17 protein-coding genes and 1 pseudogene are annotated in these 19,617 nt (G+C 68.5%); 7 read left to right on the top strand and 11 right to left on the bottom strand.

The features are described 5' to 3' along the window. Positions 1-180: 180 nt before the first annotated feature. Positions 181-618 carry a DUF4442 domain-containing protein gene (locus tag ACFYXF_RS46925; RefSeq protein WP_389359583.1) on the bottom strand — a complete coding sequence of 146 codons (438 nt, stop codon included), beginning with the start codon at positions 616-618 and terminating at the stop codon, positions 181-183. Positions 619-704: 86 nt separating this feature from the next. Between ACFYXF_RS46925 and ACFYXF_RS46920 the strand changes: the two genes are divergently transcribed. Next, on the top strand, positions 705-1,811 hold the full coding sequence (locus ACFYXF_RS46920; protein ID WP_389359575.1) for a hypothetical protein: 1,107 nt from the start codon (positions 705-707) through the stop codon (positions 1,809-1,811). A 110-nt stretch (positions 1,812-1,921) separates the two neighbouring features. Then, entirely contained in the window at positions 1,922-3,223 is a 1,302-nt protein-coding gene (locus ACFYXF_RS46915) for an MFS transporter (protein WP_389359573.1), read from the top strand. 40 nt (positions 3,224-3,263) lie between these two features. Here the strand turns inward: ACFYXF_RS46915 and ACFYXF_RS46910 are convergent, their stop codons facing one another. Together ACFYXF_RS46910 and tuf are read right to left on the bottom strand one after the other, a co-directional pair. Then, positions 3,264-4,109 carry a spermidine synthase gene (locus tag ACFYXF_RS46910; protein WP_389359571.1) on the bottom strand — a complete coding sequence of 282 codons (846 nt, stop codon included), beginning with the start codon at positions 4,107-4,109 and terminating at the stop codon, positions 3,264-3,266. Between the two features lie 102 nt (positions 4,110-4,211). Further along, complete coding sequence (gene tuf, locus ACFYXF_RS46905) at positions 4,212-5,381, bottom strand: elongation factor Tu (RefSeq protein WP_389359569.1); 1,170 nt, start codon at positions 5,379-5,381, stop codon at positions 4,212-4,214. Between the two features lie 439 nt (positions 5,382-5,820). Between tuf and ACFYXF_RS46900 the strand changes: the two genes are divergently transcribed. After that, on the top strand, positions 5,821-6,597 hold the full coding sequence (locus ACFYXF_RS46900; RefSeq protein ID WP_389359567.1) for a TVP38/TMEM64 family protein: 777 nt from the start codon (positions 5,821-5,823) through the stop codon (positions 6,595-6,597). 37 nt (positions 6,598-6,634) lie between these two features. Here ACFYXF_RS46900 and ACFYXF_RS46895 read toward each other — a convergent pair whose 3' ends face one another. The 3 genes from ACFYXF_RS46895 to ACFYXF_RS46885 are packed head-to-tail and all read right to left on the bottom strand — an operon-like array spanning position 6,635 to position 9,524. Further along, positions 6,635-7,378, bottom strand: a complete 744-nt coding sequence (locus ACFYXF_RS46895) for a cupin domain-containing protein (RefSeq protein ID WP_389359565.1) — start codon at positions 7,376-7,378, stop codon at positions 6,635-6,637. Beyond that, the gene (locus tag ACFYXF_RS46890) at positions 7,372-8,307 is read right to left on the bottom strand and encodes a PmoA family protein (RefSeq protein ID WP_389359563.1); all 936 of its coding nucleotides are present in this window, start codon (positions 8,305-8,307) and stop codon (positions 7,372-7,374) included. Before ACFYXF_RS46890 ends, ACFYXF_RS46895 begins: the two co-directional genes overlap by 7 nt. After that, positions 8,304-9,524 (bottom strand): Gfo/Idh/MocA family protein, encoded by a 1,221-nt coding sequence (locus ACFYXF_RS46885; protein WP_389359561.1) that lies wholly within the window; start codon positions 9,522-9,524, stop codon positions 8,304-8,306. Before ACFYXF_RS46885 ends, ACFYXF_RS46890 begins: the two co-directional genes overlap by 4 nt. 350 nt (positions 9,525-9,874) lie before the next feature. On the opposite strand from ACFYXF_RS46885, the gene ACFYXF_RS46880 reads away from it, so the two are divergent. Together ACFYXF_RS46880 and ACFYXF_RS46875 are read left to right on the top strand one after the other, a co-directional pair. Beyond that, complete coding sequence (locus tag ACFYXF_RS46880) at positions 9,875-10,750, top strand: undecaprenyl-diphosphate phosphatase (RefSeq protein WP_389359559.1); 876 nt, start codon at positions 9,875-9,877, stop codon at positions 10,748-10,750. A 523-nt stretch (positions 10,751-11,273) separates the two neighbouring features. Continuing rightward, on the top strand, positions 11,274-12,290 hold the full coding sequence (locus ACFYXF_RS46875; protein WP_389359557.1) for a hypothetical protein: 1,017 nt from the start codon (positions 11,274-11,276) through the stop codon (positions 12,288-12,290). A 67-nt stretch (positions 12,291-12,357) separates the two neighbouring features. On the opposite strand, the gene ACFYXF_RS46870 is transcribed toward ACFYXF_RS46875, so the two are convergent. The 4 genes from ACFYXF_RS46870 to ACFYXF_RS46855 all read right to left on the bottom strand — a co-directional run bounded on the left by ACFYXF_RS46870 (position 12,358) and on the right by ACFYXF_RS46855 (position 14,533). Further along, positions 12,358-12,693 carry a DUF4277 domain-containing protein gene (locus tag ACFYXF_RS46870; protein WP_389359581.1) on the bottom strand — a complete coding sequence of 112 codons (336 nt, stop codon included), beginning with the start codon at positions 12,691-12,693 and terminating at the stop codon, positions 12,358-12,360. 264 nt (positions 12,694-12,957) lie between these two features. Continuing rightward, the gene (locus ACFYXF_RS46865) at positions 12,958-13,932 is read right to left on the bottom strand and encodes a hypothetical protein (protein ID WP_389359555.1); all 975 of its coding nucleotides are present in this window, start codon (positions 13,930-13,932) and stop codon (positions 12,958-12,960) included. Positions 13,933-13,970: 38 nt separating this feature from the next. Then, a complete protein-coding gene (locus tag ACFYXF_RS46860) occupies positions 13,971-14,171 on the bottom strand; it encodes a hypothetical protein (protein WP_389359553.1) in 201 nt (66 codons plus the stop codon). A gap of 86 nt (positions 14,172-14,257) precedes the next feature. Continuing rightward, complete coding sequence (locus ACFYXF_RS46855) at positions 14,258-14,533, bottom strand: hypothetical protein (protein ID WP_389359551.1); 276 nt, start codon at positions 14,531-14,533, stop codon at positions 14,258-14,260. An 85-nt stretch (positions 14,534-14,618) separates the two neighbouring features. On the opposite strand from ACFYXF_RS46855, the gene ACFYXF_RS46850 reads away from it, so the two are divergent. After that, entirely contained in the window at positions 14,619-16,766 is a 2,148-nt protein-coding gene (locus tag ACFYXF_RS46850; protein ID WP_389359549.1) for an AAA family ATPase, read from the top strand. Further along, positions 16,759-18,240, top strand: coding sequence for a UvrD-helicase domain-containing protein (locus ACFYXF_RS46845; RefSeq protein WP_389359547.1), 1,482 nt, complete (start codon positions 16,759-16,761; stop codon positions 18,238-18,240). The genes ACFYXF_RS46850 and ACFYXF_RS46845 overlap by 8 nt, the downstream gene beginning before the upstream one ends. Positions 18,241-18,313: 73 nt before the next feature. Here ACFYXF_RS46845 and ACFYXF_RS46840 read toward each other — a convergent pair. Beyond that, positions 18,314-19,412, bottom strand: a pseudogene (locus tag ACFYXF_RS46840) (integrase core domain-containing protein). Positions 19,413-19,617 lie beyond the last annotated feature (205 nt).

The following is a 19,617-nucleotide window of genomic DNA, read 5'->3' as shown; positions in this document are numbered from 1 at the left end:
CCACCCACCCGGCCCACACCACCCAGCCCGTCCGGCGTTTGAGGACGAGCGCGTTAGCGCGACAAGGGGGGTCTGGGGGCGCAGCCCCCAGGGATGGGACGGGTAAGGGCGGCGGGGGCGAGGAAACCGAGGGCTCGCCCCACGAACCGGAACGCCCCGACAACCCTCCCGATCCGACCGTCAGTTGTTCGGACGCAGCGTCCAGATGACGGTCATCTCACCCGTCACCGCACCATCCTCGCGCTGGATGGCGACCGTCACCGGAAACTCCGGACGCTTACCCGCGTCGAGTTCGGCGACCACCTCCGCCGCGGGACGACCAAGGGTGGCCGTGGCCTTGACCGGACCGAGCGCGATCTTCTTGAACGCGATCTCAGCGGTGACGGGCAACGGCACCGCCCGGGACAGCTGATCACCGAACGCCGCGAGCACGATCGCGCCACTGGCCGACTCGCCGAGCGTGAACATCGCTCCGGCGTGCGGTCCACCGACGTGGTTGCGGTACTCGCCCTGGTCCGGCAGCGCCAGGACGGCCTTCTCCGGAGTGGTCTCCAGGTACTCGAGGTTCAGCGTACGAACCATCGGCACCGTGGCGGTGAGAAGTTCGCCGATCGACATCTGGTCTGCGCTCATGCCCGCATGTTACCCACGAGTAGCCAGTTCTGACCAGATACGGCGGGTCGATCCCCGTATCGTTACCGGCCATGTGGCCAGAACAGCAGCCGCCCGGGGGCGAGCAGAACCCGCAGGACCCGCACAGTCCGCAGCACGCGCAGGTCCCGCCGCACAATCCCTATCAGCAGCCGGGCTATCAGCAGCCGAACCCGTACCAGCAGCCCGGATACCAGCAGACCGGGTATCCGCAGCCCAGTCCCTATCCCCAGCCCCAGCCCCAGCCCGGGTGGGGCGCTCCCGCGCCGATGGGCACTCCGCAGCCGCCGTCGGGCGGGGACGGGGGCGGGGGCGGAAACCGGACGAAGATCACCGCGATCGTCGCGGCAGCCGCGGTCGTGATCACGGCCGGGGTGACCGGGTTCCTCGTCCTGGGCGGTGACAAGGAGGAGACGGCGAGTTCGGGCGACAAGGGCAAGCAGTCGAGCGAGTCGGCCCCCGCCTCCGCCTCCACGGACCCCGCCGATTCGGCCTCCGCGTCCGCCTCCGCCCCGGCCTCGGACGACAACCCGAGGGACTCCCAGGCCGAACAGCCGACCGTCGCCGGCTGGAAGGTGGTCGTGAATCCGAAGTGGGGCACGGCCTTCGACGTACCGGCGGAGTGGGAGGTGAAGTCGCCGGGCACGCTGATCGGCTTCGAGGACTCCGACGCCAAGGCCGGCGCCAAGCCGCTCATCACCATGTCGGCGCCCGCGTACTACAAGTCGAAGTGGTGCGTGTCGGACGACGACAAGGACGGCCGCACGTCGGACACCGCGCTCGCGGCCGTCGGCACCAAGGGCGCGAGCGGCGCGAAGAACGCCGACGAGGTCGCGCTGAACCAGGTCCCCTGGTGGGTCTACGGCGGCTACACCCAGCCGGACAAGAAGAGCCTGCTCTTCGACGAGAAGGCGACGCCGTACACGACGAAGTCCGGCATCACGGGCAGCCTCGCGCGGGCCCACTCGAAGAACACCCCGCAGACCGGCAAGTGCGCGAGCGACGGCAAGGCCATCACCTTCGGCTTCAAGAACTCGGTCGGCGACTACGTGGCCTGGAGCCTGTACGGCGCCACGGGCGTCGACGGCGAGGTCCCCGAAAAGACGATCATGCAGATCCTGAGCACGGTACGGCTGCACGGGGACCCCACCGGAGCGTGAGGGGCGGAGAGCGGGGCCGGGTGCCGACGACCGGCTGAAACCGGCCGTCCCGGTCGCGAAGGGTCGGAAAACGGATTGGCAAGTCGGCGGCGGGCCGCGATAGTCGCTCGGTGACCTCCGCCGACTCCCCCGCCATACGCCCGCGGCGCCCCTCCTGGGCCGGCCGCAACTACATCCTGCTGACGGTCTCGGCGGGGGTGACGAACCTCGGCAGCAACGGGGCACTGGTCGCCGCCGCGTTCGCCGTACTGGAGGCGGGCGGCGACGCCGGCGACGTGGGGTTGGTGGCGGCGGCACGGACACTGCCGCTGGTCCTGTTCCTGCTGATCGGCGGCGCGGTCGCCGACCGGCTCCCCCGGCACCATGTGATGGTCGCCGCCAACGCCCTCAACTGCCTCTCGCAGGCGGCGTTCGCGGTGCTCGTCCTGGCCGGCGAGCCGCAGCTGTGGCAGATGATGCTCCTGACCGGCCTCGGCGGCACCGCGCACGCGTTCTTCGGCCCGGCGTCCGAGGGCATGCTGCTGTCCTCGGTCGAGGGCGAGCAGGCCGCCCGTGCCTTCGCGGTCTTCCGGATCGCGATGCAGAGCGCGGCGATGGGCGGCGCGGCCCTCGGCGGCGCGATGGTCGCCGTACTCGGGCCGGGATGGGTCCTCGCGGTGGACGCGGCGGCGTTCGCGGTCGCCGGAGGACTGCGCTCGTTCCTCGACGTGAGTCACATCCCGGCGCGCGAACCGGGCGGCGGGATGCTCTCCGATCTGCGCGAGGGCTGGCGGGAGTTCTCCGGACGGACATGGCTGTGGGCGATCGTCGTCCAGTTCGCCGTCGCCAACGCGGTGATCGGTGCCGCCCAGTCGGTCTACGGCCCGCTCGTGGCCCGCGACAGCCTCGGCGGGGCGGGGCCCTGGGGGCTGGCGCTGTCCATGTTCGGGGCGGGCACGGTCGTCGGCGCCATGCTGATGATGCGCTGGAAACCACGCCGTCTGCTCCTCGCCGGCACGCTCTGCGTGTTCCCGCTGGCCCTGCCCGCAGCCGCGCTCGCCGTTCCGGTCCCGGTGGCCGTGCTCTGCGCGGTGATGTTCGTGACCGGCCTGACGATCGAGGTGTTCGGCGTGAGCTGGATGACCGCGCTGCACCAGGAGATCCCCGAGGACAAGCTCTCCCGCGTCGCCGCGTACGACTGGTTCGGCTCGGTCGCGATGCTCCCGCTCGCCATGGCCCTGGCCGGCCCGGCGGAACACACCTTCGGCCGCGCCCCGTCCCTGTGGGGCTGCGCGGCCCTGGTCGTGCTGGTGACGGCGGCGGCCCTGTGCGTACCGGACGTACGGAACCTCACCCGACATACCACGAAGGCCACCCGGGACAGGGCTCAGGAGGCCCCGGTGAAGGGCGAGTTGGAGAACTCGGGCGGCTGACCCCACCACCGCCGCCACCCCCACCTTCGCCCACCGACCTTCAGCCGATCCCGAAGGCCCCCTCCGGCGGCTCCGGTGACGGCACAGCCTCCTCGTCCCGCACGGGCGCGGCGCCCCCGATGAACTCCCGTAGCGCGGGCCCGTGTTCAAGACGCGCAGGAAAGGCGTCTGAGGCGACGCGCCGGGCCAGCGCGGCCGCGTCGAGAGACCGATGCGCGGCGACGAGCACCGCGTTCCCGAACCGACGCCCCCGCAGGACACCCGGCTCGGCGATCAGCGCCAGCTCCTCGAACACCACGGAGAACGTGGCGAGTTGGGACCGCAGAAAGGCGAAGGGCGCACCATCGGCCAGGTTGGCCAGGTAGACCCCGTCGCCGCGCAGCACCCGCTCGGCCTGTTCGGCGTACGCGAGGGAGGTCAAGTGCGCCGGAACGCGCGAGCCACCGAACACATCGGCAACAAGGACGTCAGCGGAGTCATCGGGGGCACTTTCGAGCCAGGCCCGGGCATCGGCCGCGTGCAGGGCGACACCCGAGCCGACAGGCAGCGGCAGATGCTCCACGACCAGATCGAGCAGCCCCCGATCGGCCTCGACGACGTCCTGCCGGGACCCAGGCCGCGAAGCGGCGACGTACCGGGGCAACGTCAGCGCACCCCCACCGAGATGCACCACGTCCAACGCCCGCCCCGCCTCCGCGACGGTGTCCAGCACATGCCCGAGCCGCCGCGCGTACTCGAACTCCAGATAAGTCGGCTCATCCAGATCGACATACGACTGAGGAGCCCCGTCGACGGTGAGCAGCCAGGCACGCGCGCGGTCGACGTCGGGCATCAGTTTGGCGAACCCATGATCGACGGCACGGGCAACGGGAATGGACTCGGTCACATCATCATTGTGCCTGGCTGAAGCGCGCCCCAAAGGAGCGCGGGGAACTGCGCGACCAGCCACAGCGGACCCGCAGTCCCCCACGCACCCAAACAACCACCCTCACTCGACGGCGGTCACAGTCCCCGCCCCCACAGTCCGCCCACCCTCACGGATGGCGAACCCCAGCCCCGCCTCCAAAGGCACCTCCCGCCCCAGCTCAACGGTCACAGCAACCGTCTCCCCAGGCCGAGCCACACCCAAGGAACCAAGGTCCACATCCCCCACGACATCCGCCGTACGGATGTAGAACTGCGGCCGATACCCCGTCGAGACGGGCGTCGAACGCCCACCCTCCCGCGTGGACAGCACATACACCTGCGCGGAGAAGCGACGGCTCGGGACAACACTGCCGGGCGCGGCAACCACATGCCCACGACGAACGGCGTCCCGAGGCACCCCACGCAGCAGCAGCGCCACACTGTCCCCGGCCTGCGCCTCCTCCATGGGCTTGCCGAACGTCTCCAGCCCCGTCACCACGCTCTCCAGCCCCGCGCCGAGCACTTCGACCCGGTCGCCCACACGAACCGTGCCCCGCTCGACCGCACCCGTGACCACCGTCCCCCGGCCGGTGATGGTGAGCACGTTCTCGACCGGCAACAGGAACGGCGCGTCCAGATACCGCTCGGGAATGGGCACATACGTGTCCACAGCGTCGAGCAGTGCGTCGATCGACGCCGTCCAGCGCGGGTCGCCTTCGAGCGCCTTCAGCCCCGACACCCGTACGACGGGTACCGCGTCGCCGCCGTAGCCCTGCGCGGTGAGCAGGTCGCGGACCTCCAGCTCGACGAGGTCCGTCAGCTCCTCGTCGCCCGCGTCGGCCTTGTTGAGGGCGACGACGATGTGGTCGACGCCCACCTGGCGGGCCAGCAGGACGTGCTCGGCGGTCTGCGGCATGATCCCGTCGAGCGCGGAGACGACGAGGATCGCCCCGTCGAGCTGCGCGGCCCCGGTGACCATGTTCTTGACGTAGTCGGCGTGGCCGGGCATGTCGACGTGCGCGTAGTGGCGGGTGTCGGTCTCGTACTCCACGTGCGCGATGTTGATGGTGATGCCCCGCGCGGCCTCCTCCGGGGCGCGGTCGATCCGGTCGAACGGGACGAACGTGCCGGAGCCGCGCTCGGCGAGCACCTTGGTGATGGCGGCGGTCAGGGTGGTCTTGCCGTGGTCGACGTGGCCCATCGTGCCGATGTTGAGATGCGGTTTCGTGCGGACGTATGCCGTCTTGGACATGGCGGTACCTCGAAGCCTTTGCCTGCGGTACTTCAGTGATGGCCCCGGGCGCGGAGAGCGCGGCCAGGACGGGGACCCCGAGGAAGTTCGCCGACCCTCCCCCTGCGGGGTCCGCCGGACGATCCGGGAAGGGTCAGCTTCGGGCGCCGTCGACGGTGGCCACGATGATCGGGACGGCAGCCTTCGGGGCATCCGCGACCGCGGATGCTGCGAGGAAGAAGGCGTACCGGAACATGAGGCCGATCATCGCCGACGCGTCACCGCACGTCGAATGGTTTTCCGCCGGTTCTCCGCGGACCAGTGGCGCATGTCACCGACGGACCGTTTCCGCAGGGTGCGGGCGCACGCGTCACCCGACGCGCCGAGAGTTCCGCTCACTGTTCCCCCGTTGAGACGATCCATACGGCGATCACACATACTCCTCGGATAGCCTCGCCAAATGCTCGATGCCACCACCCGCTCTGGGGGCACCGCCACGGCCACTCCCCCGGCCATCGCCACGGAGCTCTCCCCGGCCGTCATCATCGTCACCCCACCGAGTGGTCTCGCCGCTCGCTGCACGAGAGCACTGCTCTCGCCGTGGTCACGGCTGTCGCTCCTCGTGGCCCTGCTCGGCGCCGCGGCGTCGTGCGTCCTGCTCTTCGAACCGCAGCGCCTGCTCGCCGACGGCTGGCCGCCCCAGGTCGGCGGTGCCGCGGCGGCGGTCGTCTTCGGAGCGGCGTACGGACTGTGCACCGTGGCCTTCGTGCCACGCCCGCTGCTGAATCTCGCGGCGGGCGCGCTGTTCGGTTCCCAGGTGGGCCTGGCCACCGCCCTCGCGGGCACGGTGCTGGGCGCCGGCGCCGCCTTCGGCCTGGGCCGCGTCCTCGGCCAGGAAGCACTGCGCCCGCTGCTGCGCGCCCGCTGGCTCCAGGCGGCGGACGGCCAGCTCAGCCGGCACGGCTTCCGCTCGATGATGGCGGCGAGGCTGTTCCCCGGGGTGCCTTTCTGGGCCGCCAACTACTGCGCGGCCGTCTCCCGCATGGGCTGGCTGCCGTTCCTGCTCGCGACGGCCCTCGGTTCGATCCCGAACACCGCCGCGTACGTCGTCGCGGGCGCCCGCGCCTCGTCGCCGACGTCCCCCGCCTTCCTGATCGCGATGGCCTTCATCGCCGTACCGGCCGTGCTGGGCACCGTGGTGGCCTGGCGCAAGCGACATCACCTGCGCGGCCACTGAGCGCCCTCGCAGCCTCGCCAGGCACTGGGGGCGCCCCTTAAGTGGCGCCCTTGTACACGTCGTACACGTCCAGTCGCCCGCACATCCCGAACTTGCCGTGCGCCGAGGGCTGCTCGGCCCGTACGACGGCATCGGCGAGGTGTGAGGTGTCGCCCCGCTCCAGCCGGTCCAGCTGATCGCCGGTCGCACCGGCCGCCGCCTCCGCACCGCGCCGCCACCGCTCGCGCCAGTCGGCGAGCCGAGGGCGTACGAGAGCGGCGGCGGCCTCGTGGAAGGCGGCCAGCGCCTCCGGCCCCCGCGCGTCCCGCAGCGCCCGGTACCCCTCAAGGGCCAGGTCGCGCCGGGCCCGGGCGACCCGCTCCTGCTCGGCCACGGGCGCGTCGGCCGGGATCACGGTCGCGGCGGCGTACGTCTCCGGGTCGGCGAGGTACTTCGGCGGCAGCGTGAGCACCGCGTCCCCGGCCTCCGGGAGCCCGCTGTTCTGCATGAGGACGGTGATGCGGAGTTCGTCCTCGTTGACCAGCCGGTGGATGGTGCCCGGCGTGAACCAGGCGACCGTACCGGCCGCGAGCGGTGTCACCTCGTACCCGGACGTCGTGAGCGTCTGCACCGCGCCCCGCCCGCCCGTGACGACGTACGCCTCCGAACACGTCAGATGCATATGGGGAGTTCCGCCGCAGAAACCGTCGGCGGCGGGCCAGTCGTAGACGGAGAGATGCGAGACGGCGACACCGCCCGGCAGCCCGGCGAAGGCCGTTCCATCGGCCCCCGGGGTCACCACGGGTGCTGCTCCAGGTACTTGGCGACGCCCTCCCGCTCCCACTCCCCGTCGGCGACGACGACCCGGTAGCGGCGGGTGAGTGTGTCGCCGGGTGCCAGCGCCAGCTCGTCGTAGAAGGCCCAGGAGGGGGCGACGGCGGCGAACGGCTCGTTGCGGACGAACCAGTGGGCGGGATGCGCGCCCTCGGCCCCCAGGTGGTCGTTCTCGGGCGCGTGTGCGAAGACCAGCGTGGCGTGGCCGTCGGCGCCGTCGAACTCGCCGGAGTACGCCAGCCACGGCGCCTGCCCACCCATCAGCTCGGGTCCCTCGGAGTCGGGGCCGACGATCCGCCCGTCCCGGAAGGCGCGCGGGCCGCGCCAGAACAGGCCGGTGTAGCCCGCCGCCTCGCGCCCGGCGGTGGTCGGGCTGCCGAAGAGCAGCGGCTCGGCACGCCGGTTGGTGATCGCGCTGGTCCAGGTCAGCGCCCAGGAGCCGGCCGCCGGATCGACGTCGTGCACCTCGACCCGCCGCTCCTCCTCCGCCCACAGCTCCCCGCTGTACGGATGCCAGGTGAGCCGCTCCGCGATGACGACCCGGCCCGCGTCCGAGGCGACCTCGTCGAAGGCGACGTGCGCCATCGAGCCGACGCGCTCGGGGAGGGCGAGATACCCCTCGCCGTGCACATAGGTGTTGCCGCCCCACAGGTTCGACCCCGACAGATGCGAGGCCGTCAGCTGGAGGCCCTTGTGCCAGCGGTGGTCGTTGGGCCGGTAGTCGGTGACAACGTTTCCGGCGAGCGTCCGCATCGGGTGCAGATACGGCTTCGGCGCCTCCCAGGCCGCCTCGGCCCCGTACACATAGCTGAACAGCTCGACCCCGGTGACGGGTTCGGTCACGGTGATGCGGTCGCCGTGCGCGTGGACGATGCGCAGATCGGTGGACGTGGTCACGCGGACGCCTCCTCGGTAGCTGATCCGGACACCTTGGCGGATTCGGCGGGCGCCCAGCCGGGTGCCCCGCCGTGCAGCGCCGCGTAATAGGGGTCGCCCGGGCCGATCTCCCCGGCCTTGACGGTCGTGTCCGTGAACGCCGACTTGTAGAGGGCCGTGATCAGTTCGAGGCTGGTCCGCCCGTCCGTGCCGCTGCTGCGCGGCCGTTCACCGCCGCGCATGCTCGCGACCAGTTCACGCAGCTGCGCGGTGTGCGAACTCGGCACGTCCGGCCCGAAGTCACGCCAGGCGGCGACCTCCGCCTCCGGCACGTCCGGCGCCGGGGTGATGGTCCAGTTGTCGTTGGAGTGCCCGTAGAGGTGGGTGAGTTCGACGGTGGCGCGCTCGCAGTCGATGCGGATACGGCTGACCTCGTCGGGGCTGAGCACGCTGTTGACGACGGTCGCCAGCGCGCCGTTCGCGAACCGGACGAGCGCGGTGGAGACGTCCTCGGTCTCGACGTCGTGCACGAGACGCCCGGCCATGCCGCGCACCTCGCTCCAGGGCCCGAGCAGATCGAGGAGCAGGTCCATCTGGTGGATGCCGTGGCCCATGGCCGGGCCGCCGCCCTCCGTCGCCCAACGCCCGCGCCAGGGCACGGCGTAGTACGCGGTGTCGCGGTACCAGGTGGTCTGGCAGTGCGCCACGAGCGGCCGGCCCAAGGCTCCCTCGGCGAGCAGCCGCCGTACATGGGTGGAGGCGGAGCCGAAGCGGTGCTGGAAGACGATCGAGGCGTACGGGCCGCCCCCGAGCCCCTCCTCCGCCTCGATGGCGTCGAAGTCGGCGAGCGTCGGCACCGGCGGCTTCTCGCACCACACCCAGGCCCCGGCGCGCAACGCGGCCACGGTCTGCTCGCGGTGCAGGGTCGGCGGCGTGCAGATGGTCACCAGGTCGGGCCGCTGTTCCCTGAGCATCTGCTCCAGGTCGGTGTACGCGTGCGGAATCCCGCTCTCCGCGCAGAACGCCTTCACCGCGTCGGCGTTGATGTCGACCGCCGCGACGACCTCGGTCTCGCCCTCGCCGGCCAGCTCGGTGAGCGCCGTCAGATGCGACCCGCGACCGATGGCACCCACCCCGACGATCGCGGCCCGGATACGGCGGCCGGTGAGGGGCGGGAGCGGAGCGGGGGACCCGTGCGGGGTGAGTGTGGTGTCGGGGCTGGTAGCGGGTGTGGCCATGGTCGTGTTCAGCACTCCATCGGACGCGGTGACTGACGCGGGCCAACGCGTGACGACTCCGGACCCGCCGGGGGCAGCAAGCGCTTTCCCATCGTTGGCAACGTATGTTCCGTCCGAGCGGTCGGTCAACACCGCGACGGGGGTGTCCACGGGGTGGATGGTGCGGGGCGGTCGGCCGGGGCGACCCCGCCCTTTGCCACCCCTTGACCCCGCCCCCTGTGCTCGGGCTGTCACCGGGGGCCGCTAGGCTGCCCCCAACACACGTGATCTCCGCCGATCTTCGCCTCGCGAACGGCGGCCCGGTGTGTCCGTCGGCCCTTCCACGATCAGCGCTTGGACCACGTAACTTCATGTCTTGGTTTGAATCCCTCGTCCTCGGACTCGTCCAGGGGCTGACCGAGTTCCTCCCCGTCTCCTCCAGCGCGCATCTGCGCCTGACGGCCGCGTTCTCCGGCTGGGAGGACCCGGGTGCCGCCTTCACCGCGATCACCCAGCTGGGTACGGAGGCGGCGGTGCTGATCTACTTCCGCAAGGACGTGGGGCGGATCCTTTCGGCGTGGTTCCGCTCGCTCACCAACAAGGCGATGCGCAGCGACCACGACGCGCAGATGGGCTGGCTGGTGATCGTCGGCTCGATCCCGATCGGCGTTCTCGGGGTCACGCTCAAGGACCAGATCGAGGGCCCCTTCCGCGACCTTCGGATCACGGCGACGATGCTGATCGTGATGGGCATCGTCATCGGCGTCGCCGACCGGCTCGCGGCCCGCGACGAGACCGGCGGCAAGCACCGGGCGGCCAAGGAGCGCAAGGGTCTGCAGGACCTGAACGTGCGGGACGGCCTGATCTACGGCCTGTGCCAGGCGATGGCCCTGGTCCCCGGGGTCTCCCGGTCCGGCGCGACCATCAGCGGCGGCCTGTTCATGGGCTACTCCCGTGAGGCGGCGGCCCGTTACTCCTTCCTGCTGGCCATGCCGGCCGTGCTCGCCTCGGGCGTGTTCGAGCTCAAGGACGCGTCGGAGGGCGGCCATGTCTCCTGGGGCCCGACGGCGTTCGCGACGGTGATCGCGTTCGCGGTCGGTTACGCGGTCATCGCATGGTTCATGAAGTTCATTTCGACGAAGTCGTTCATGCCGTTCGTGTACTACCGCATCGTGCTCGGTGTGGTAGTGATTGTGCTGGTCAGCATGGGTGCGCTGAGCCCCCACGCAGGCGAGTCCGGCGGCTGAATCAGGGTCGCGCAGGTAGCGTTATCTAGCATTTTCCAGCGCCTGATTGCAGCACCACGCCATGATCATCACCCACTTGTCTCCCACTCGTCTCCCACCAGGGAGGCGGGACGCACTCTCCCTAGGGCGTGTGCGTCCGCAAAGTAAGGGATGACACGGAAGGGCCCGCACGGCTTGCCGTGCGGGCCCTTCCGCACAGAGGGCAGAGCGGGTCGGCTGGGGTTCATGTCCAACCTAGGCCGCGACCCTCGCCACGAGGAAACGCAGCCGCTCATTCACCGTGTCCCAGGTAGCACCGGTGAGGTCGTCCAGCGCGGCGGCCGTGGAAGCCGACGGGTTCGCGGATTCCTGAGGCCCTGTCGCGCCGAACTCGGAGGTGTCGGAGCTCTTCAGGGCGAAGAGACCGGCGGGTTCCCGTTTTCAAGATGGAGATATACCAGCTGATCCACTCGTTGCCGGACGGGCTTCGCGCAACGGGAAAAGTCCGACACATCAGGCGATTGGGCGACCTAGCATCGCGGGCATGGCAACACCCCTTCCGCTGATGGTCTATCTCGACCTGAACCACTGGTATGCCCTCGGAGACGCACTCGCGGGCAACCCGCAGAACCCCGACCACGTCACGGCTCTGAAGCAGTTCCAGGGCCATGTCGAGCGGGGAGAGGCCATATTTCCCCTCTCGACCGTGCACTACATGGAGTTGACCGAGAATCCCCGCGACTCTCACCGCGAGCGGGCTGCGGACGCGATGGCCTTGTTGTCCAGGTTCGTGACCATGGCACCCGGGTCTAAGATCGTCGATGAGGAACTGGCGCTGGAGCTCAACCGCCGGCTCGGCCGCCCCGCCTTCCCCAAGAAGGTGACGAAATTCGGTATCGGCGTGGGGTTCGCGTTCGGCGAGGCCAAGCGGATGGTGCTGAACGGAATCACAGAGGAGAACCGCCAAGAGCTGGAGACCCGCCTGGGGATGTCAGTGTCGGAGTTCGAGGCCTCGGCGAACGCGACCACCGAGTACTGGGTTCTGAGGGGGCCACCCGGGACTCTTCGGTCCGCGATCCCGGATTATGACCCCTATGCGGCCCGGCGCGTCGCGGACGATCAGCTCGCCAGTTTCAGCGTCATGATCAACACACTGCGCACCGTCCCGGAAATCGCTAAGCGTTCGATGGACGCCATCGTCGCCCGCCAGCTCAGCTTCGACATCATCGACAACTACACCCGCGCGCTCATGAGCGCCGGCTTCATGAAGCAGGGTCCGTTTCACAGCCGGGACGATCTCACGAGTTTCCTGATGGCGCTTCCGTCCCGCAAGGTCGTCACGATGATGCACTTCGACTATCTCAAGGACGTGCACCGGAACTGGACGATCAACGATCTGCGCGACATAGCCGCGCTGTCGATCGCGATTCCGTACTGCGACGTGGTCGTCACGGATAAGAAGGCGTGGGACACCGCGGTCAACCGTGCCCATCTCGACAAGGAGTTCAACACTCCGATCTTCAGCAGCCTCACCGACCTCGCGAAGCACCTGACAGTCTGATCGTCCTGTGGTCTCCGGCGGCATGCCGCCGGAGACCAGCGCTGGTCAGGCTTGTGTTGGGTCCTGTTTAAAGCGGGGCGGACGAGCCGCTTGGAGATACTTCATTGCGGTTGCATCGCCGAAGCCCCGAGCAAGACACCGATGAGACCCGTCGATGCACCAGCCGGGACACGCATCGGCCTCCACCAAGACCCTTGACGGCCTCACACGAGTACGCCCAGTCCCCGACGCGGAACAGCGGCGCGGGAGCGGTCAGCCGGTTCGCCACCAGTACCTCGATGACCTGGCCGTGTGTCAGGTCCGCCCGCGAATCCGGTGGCCGCAGCCCGTCGACGATCCCCGCGACGTCCAGCCGACGCAGAAACTCGGCAGCGACAGGCAGAGCGCCCAGGCGCTTGGTCACCACGGACTCAACCACGACCTCCACGCGAGGGCCTTCCGTCCGCCCGGACGACACTCCGGGCCGTCTACGAGACAGTCCTCAAACTAAGCGGTTGGCTGCGGAGACTGCGGGTCGGGCAAGGGCGGCAGAGCTCGACCTGATTCCTCGGCGACGGCAGCCAACCCCAAAGCCCCTGCTCCCGCTCTCCCGACTCAGGGCGGCGCCAACCTGGAAGACCGACAGCGGCCTCCGGGCTTCCTGCCCTCAGGAGCGGACAGGCCGTTCTCAGACCTCCCGGGGATCTTGCTGGTCGAGCGCGGCCAGCACGCGAGCCGGATCGTCGATCAGATCGAACAGGCCGCTGGTCCGTCGCGCCCACTGCGCTGGATCCTCTCCCTCCGCGAACGCCGCAGCCGACGCGAACTGGTCCTGGAGGTTGACCGGCAGTCTGCCAGCCAGGAACGCACCGAACTCTCTGCCCAGGACGGCTCGCGACGAGGGCGGCCGCATGAAGCGGGCCAGCTTGCCGGTCGCCGGGACAACGGTGCCGCTCACGCCCTCAAGGGCCGCGACGGCATCGCGCACCCAACCGCCATCCCAGGTGTCGGGGAGCGGAACAGCGATCCGCTGAACGCTGGCGATCGCGTCCCTCCCCAGCGCGAGCGAGAGCCCTCCCGAATCCTCGTGGTAGTTCAGGTAGCGGGCAACGTCGACGCCTGGCGGGCAAACCTCGTCGAGCACGACGTCGCCGACGAAGTTGCCGGGGTCGACAAGCCACCCCTCCCGCACCACGACAGACGGCTTCAGACGGACCCGATACAGATAGAACTGGCTGCGCTGGTCGGCCTGATCGCGGATCCGACGCAGCATATTGTGGACAGCGGCCTCGTACGTGCCGACGTGGAGGGCCTTCGCCCGCTGGCGCGCGGCCCACGCGGAAACCCGCTGCACTCCGCCCATCCTCCTGCGAGTCTCGGGAGCCAAGACGGCTACCGGGTCGAAGTGCCGCGTCGGCCAGTCCGGCTGCGTGCTCGTGTGGTACCGGGAGAACTGCGCAACCCTGTCCTCGTCGAGCGCCGGGTCGCCAGCGTCGAGCGTCACCCGAGGCGAGTCCTCGTGCCCGCAGACCATGCCGCAGCCGGGGCAGGTCTCCTTCGCCTGCTCCCACCGATCGATCCAGTCCAGATCGACGCGCCACCGATGATCGCAGCGCCCACAGAGCATCTGCCGCTCGCGCCAGAAGTCAATCCGCCGTTCCACGGCACCATTCTCCGGAAACGTCCGACGGAGAACCAGCCTCAGCCGAGGTCTCGAAGCCGCCGGACCTCTACTTCCGCAGCATCCGCTACGTCGCGGAGCAGGCCGCCGATCTGCCCTGCGAACCTGCTGGGATCCTCGGAGCACAGCTCAGCAGCGCAGCGAACACCGTACCGCTTGCCCGCGAAGGCCATCTCGGCGTTGAGCAGGGACTCGGACATGGCAGCGAGAGAACTGCTCATGCTTCAACCCTACGGACGGATGCGCCTGATGCGACGAGACCCCGGCAGATTCGGCGGGGCCTCGTCGCGCTCCGAGGGTCCGTCCCCTACAAGACGTTCGCCGTCTTTACACTCGTGTTGCTGACCGGCACGTCGATCCCGCCCCGAGCGACGACGACCCCGTCCTTGACGACGCAGCACTCGACGACGTGCTCGCCCTTGAAGTCCGAGTGCTCGATGCGGACTCCCCGCTTGCTCGAGTCGACGATCTGGCCGCGGATCTTGTCCCGCCGCTCGGCTTCCGGAGGGGCGACTGAGCAGTGCAGCGGACCGCTGAGCGATGATGTTGCCAGAGTGACGGAGCCGATCGGGGGACCTGCCATGCATCTGAGTCGCGTCAAGGTAAGCGGTCTACGCGCGAGCGCAGAGACGCCAATGAGCTGCGACCTTCCCGGCAGGTTCAGTGTCATGATCGGGCCCAACGGCGCGGGTAAGACCACACTCACCGACGCGATCTACCTCGCGCACCCAGGAAACCGGTTTCCGGTGCTCCCAAGACCGACTTCAGCCGCGCTGGCATCACCTGATGCCGGCGTCGAGCGCAGCATCGACATCGCGTACGCCCTGGCAGACGACCTCCACGCCGAGGGGCGCCTCGGCCGCGAGCTTCACACCACAGGGCACCGGCGGCTCGGCGGAGAAGCTGAATCCTGGAGTGTCTCCCTTCACCGACAACTGGGAACAGTCACCTCGCGCCTGACAAGCAGCCACGGCCTCGCCCGGAAGATCGACCAATTTAAGCTGATCTATCTTCCCGCCTGGCGTCATCCACTGGACGAACTGGCGCGCCGCGAGGTGCGCATCCTGGTGGAGCTGCTACGCGCACGGCAGCAGGAACTCCATGGCAGCCGCAACCTGGTAGCTCTGCGAGCCCGAGCCTCACGGCTATTGGAGGATCTCGCCAAGGACAGCTTGATAGACGCCGTTGAGGCACGCGTTGGCGAGCAGTTGGGCCGACTGTCCGCCGGCGTGAGCCCACGATGGCCCTACGTGCGAGGCCAGGTCATCGACGACACCTATCTCGCCCGCGTCCTGGAGATCATGCTCGCCGTGATCGAAGGCCGCTCCGCAGCCCGGCCTCTGGAGGTCTCTGGCCTTGGGTACGTCAACCTGCTGCATATTGCCGTGACGTTGGCTGCGATACCTGATTCCACCGAGGTTCCCCTCGCCTCAGCGAACCCACCGGAGAGCGGCGATCACGAATCCCCATCTGAGGAGGAGCAGGCGCGGCAAGCATTCGAGAACCTGGCTCAAGCACAAGCTGAGGCGGCCTCCGAGGAAGACTCTTTCTTCTCCACGACCCCGTTTCACGCAACGGTCATCATCGAGGAGCCGGAAGCGCATCTCCACCCTCAGCTGCAGCATTCGTTGGTCCGCTACCTGCGCAGAACCGTCAAGGCGCGCCCCGAGTTACAGGTGATCCTCACCAGTCACGCGACTGACATCATCACAGCCTGCGACCCCACCGAACTCGTCGTCGTGCGTCGCACCGAGCGTGGAAGTGTGAGCCACTGCGTCAAGGACGTTGTCCCGGACCAGCATCGCGATGCCACGCTTCGCATGGCCAGACTGCACCTGGACGCGAGTCGTTCGTCGGCTCTCTTCGCCGAGCGCCTGCTTTTGGTCGAAGGCGTTACCGAGGGCGCGGTGGTGCGTGAGTTCGGCCGTGCGTGGGCAGGTGACGATGAAGCAAAGCAGGCCTTCATTGATGCCCTGAGCATCGTCCCGATGGGCACCAAAGTCGGCCAGTGGGCTGCCCATCTTCTGGCGACACCGGGCAAGGAACTGTGCACGAAGCTGGCGATCCTCCGTGACAGCGACAGTGACCTTCCCTTCGACAGCGCACGTGACATGCCCAGGTGGGCTGCTGAGCACGACTCGTCCGTGGTCCGGGTCTTCATCAGTCACCCCACCCTCGAGCCGGCGATCACTCCGGGCAACGAGGACCTAGTCGGGGAAGCGCAACAGGTGGTCGACCCAAACCATCCATTGGCCGAAGTCACCGCCGACAGCGTTCGGTCCTACTTCGCCAGCCGGAGGGCCGGCAGGGACGGCGAGGAAGCAGTCAAGGAAGGCCGGGGTGCGCGGCGTAAGGCCGAATTCGCCCTCGCTCTCGCCGCGGCGCTCCGGGAAGCCAACGACGCCGACCGCGAGGCAGACGACGGCTCCTCCCTCGTGTCCGTACCCGATCACCTTGAAAAGCTCTTCGCCTTCCTCTATCCAGTCGCACCAGACTCCCCCGGTGAGCTGGCGCCCGAAGACGGCGCCATGGAACCGCCCGAGTGGCTTGCTCCCGACAATATCTGGGACCGATTCCCTGACGTCATCGACTGGGATGACGACCTCGACGACCCGGCGTACTGGCCAGAGAACGAGCCCATCGACCCAGAGCACGAGTTCGATGCCGCAGCAGGCGATGGGGAGGAATCCCCAAACTGGGACAATCCCCTGCGCTCACATCCGATCCGGCAGATCCGCACGGCAGGCCGTCAGCCAGGAAGCTGGCCCACGCAGGCGATACCTGGAGCCTGGCCGCAGGAACACGACAATGCCTAAAACCGGCACAGGGCTTCATACACTGACACCCCAACAGCTCACCGCGAGCGGCAGCCCTCATGACCGCGTCTACATCGAAGCGGCACCCGGCTCCGGAAAGACCACTGTGTCTGCCCTGCGCTTCGGCCTGCACCGCTTTGCCTCCCCCACCGACGCAGGCGCTGTCGTAGCGCTCAGTTTCACCAGGTCAGCCACCGAGGAATTGCGTACGCGGGTCGCCCGGCAATGGGGTTCGGCCTCACTGCGCTGGCCGCATCGCGTCGTGACCCTGGACACCCTTCTGTGCGACCTGCTCTTCCACCTACTCGGTGAAGGCGTTCTGCACTGGCCAGGAGAACACACGGAACTTGACGTGTTGGACTCATGGCGATCGGCCCTCCCGACCAAACACGGCCGCATAAGGCCCGTTCTGCAGGTCGACTGCGGCCACGTCGTCATAAGAACCGTCAACGAGCCCCAGAACGCCAGCCACCCTTCAGCCCTGGACTTCAAGGGAGCCGTCTCGGCCGGCACGTGCACCCATGACAACGTACGGGAGGTTCTTCAGGGGGCTCTGACAGCTGATCCCGCACGCCGAGCACTGATCTCGTACTTCGAGAACTCGGTGCGCTCGTTGATCGTAGATGAGGTGTTCGACGCCAACGATCTGGACCGGGAGATCTTCTCGCTCGCCGCGTCAGCGTCCAGTTTTCTCACCTTGGTCGGCGATCCATGGCAGGCCCTCTACCAGTTCAGAGGCGCTCGTCCCGCTGCTATGGCGGCGTACATAAGCGAGAACGGCTTCTTCACACACTACTTGGACGACTCCTTTCGGTGGGGAACCGACAGACAGGCATGGCTTACACAGCGCCTACGACGACGTCTGCCCGTCACCCTGCAGGCCGGTTCTCCCCGCGATGCCGATATCGTCCTCGCCCTCAAGTGGAAGGCACTATGGGAGTGCGATCCACACGTCCTGCCCCTCGCTATCAAGCCAGGTGTCGGTCAAGTTCAAGAGGCGATCTGCACCCTGCTCCTCAATGAGATCGCACAGAATGCGCTGGGCATGCAGGCAGTTTTTCTGCACGACGCTCTGGTCACGCTCGGGCTGGAAAGGGAAGTGCTAGCGACAACACTCCGCCCCTGCCTGCAGTCCGCGATAACTGACCTCAAGAACGGCGACCAACCGACCGTGGTGTGGCAGAGACTGACACGCAGGCTCGCTGTGCACATTCCGGCAATCGCTCCAACCCAGCTCACACGCAAGCCAATTGGCGCCCTGAATCGTCTACAACTCCGGCTCGCAAACGACCGGGTGATACCTGGCCTTACCGCCCACCAGTCCAAGGGACGCGAGTGGAGCACGGTAGCCGTCAGGTTGAGCCCGGCAGACGCCGCGGCCCTGACACACGGCCTCGACCCTGCACGGTCAGACCATCGTGCCCTGTACGTGGCACTCACACGCGCCCGCCTCAACACCATTGCCCTAACTTGAAAGTGGTACGCCCCATACATCCCAAGCCGAACGTCGTGGACGTTGCGCTTGCCGAATACCTCCTCCATGCTGGTCAGGCGGCATGTTGATACTCGTGGAGGGTGCCGCCGAGTCGCGCTCGCGGTCGTATGTCCAGATGGGCGATCCGGTCCGGGTCCTCGATCGGAGCGGGCATCGAGTGGAGAGGGCGGGCATTCGCAAGACCCTGGTGCGGCCGGTGCTCGTTATCGAACGTCCCGAACTCGCGCAGGGCGTGCAGGAGATGGCGCTGGTTCCAGATCAACGTACGGTCCAGCAGCTCTCGCCTGCAGGTCTGCACCCACCGCTCCATGACCGAGTTCACGCGCGGCATCCGGACGCCGCTGAGCACCACCTCGATACCCGCGTCCTTGAGCACCTCGTCGAACGCCCGTGGGAACTACCCGTCCTGATCCCTGATCAGACAGCGAACCCGGCAGCCGGCGTCCTGAAGGTCCATGACGAGATTCTTCGCAGCCTGGACCACCCAGGACGCGGTCGGGGGGCGCGGTCGCGCCCAGGATCCGGATCCGGCGGCTCGCGTGCCCGATCACGGCGAACACGTACAAGCGGGCCCCGGACAGAGTGACGGCCTCGAAGAAATCGCACGCCCAGAGCGCGTCGGCCGGGGAGCGCAGGAAGGCCGCCCAAGTGCTGGAGGCCCGCTCGGGCGCCGGGTCGACGTCGGCCTCCTTCAAGATCTCCCAGACCGTGGACACTGCCACCTTCACCCCGAGTACGAGCAACTCACCGTGCAGGCACCGATAGCCCCAACCCGGCTCTTCCCTGGCCAGGCGCAGCACCAGCGCCCGGATCGAGCACACGGTGCGGAGCCGGCCTCCGCGCTTCGGCCGGGACTGGCAAGCGTGCCGGCGAGCGATGACGTTGCGGTGCCGGCGCAGTACCGTCTCCGGCCGCACCAGCAGCCGCATCCCGCGCAGCACTTCCCGCGGCAGGCCATGGAGGAACGACGCCAAAAACACCCGCTCGCCCGCGTGGAACCAGACCTGCCGCCCGATCAACCGCCGCTCCAGAACCCCGATCCGGTGACGCAGAGCGAGGATCTCGACATCTTCCTCCCGGTCACTCATCGGCAGCAGCCGCAGCACCGCGAACGCGTCCGTCACACCCAGGTACGCCAGTCTCAACAGCACGACCGATCATCATGCCGCGCCAACCGGCGCCGCCCGATACCGGCGACTCGATCGGCCTCGGCCAACGCCCAAACCCGATCCCACCTGCGCGGATGAGGTATTCGGCAAGGGCAGGGTCACGCACAGTTGTCCACCGCAACCCTTCGCGCAAGCGTGATCCATCCCTTAAGAGCAAGTAAAAGACCAGGTCAGACAGCTAAATCAT

Origin of the sequence: Streptomyces sp. NPDC002680 (assembly GCF_042889145.1) — a bacterium.
Taxonomy (GTDB): domain Bacteria; phylum Actinomycetota; class Actinomycetes; order Streptomycetales; family Streptomycetaceae; genus Streptomyces; species Streptomyces adonidis.
The sequence above is the reverse complement of the archived record's forward strand: the minus strand, read 5'-3'. Positions and strand labels throughout refer to the sequence as shown.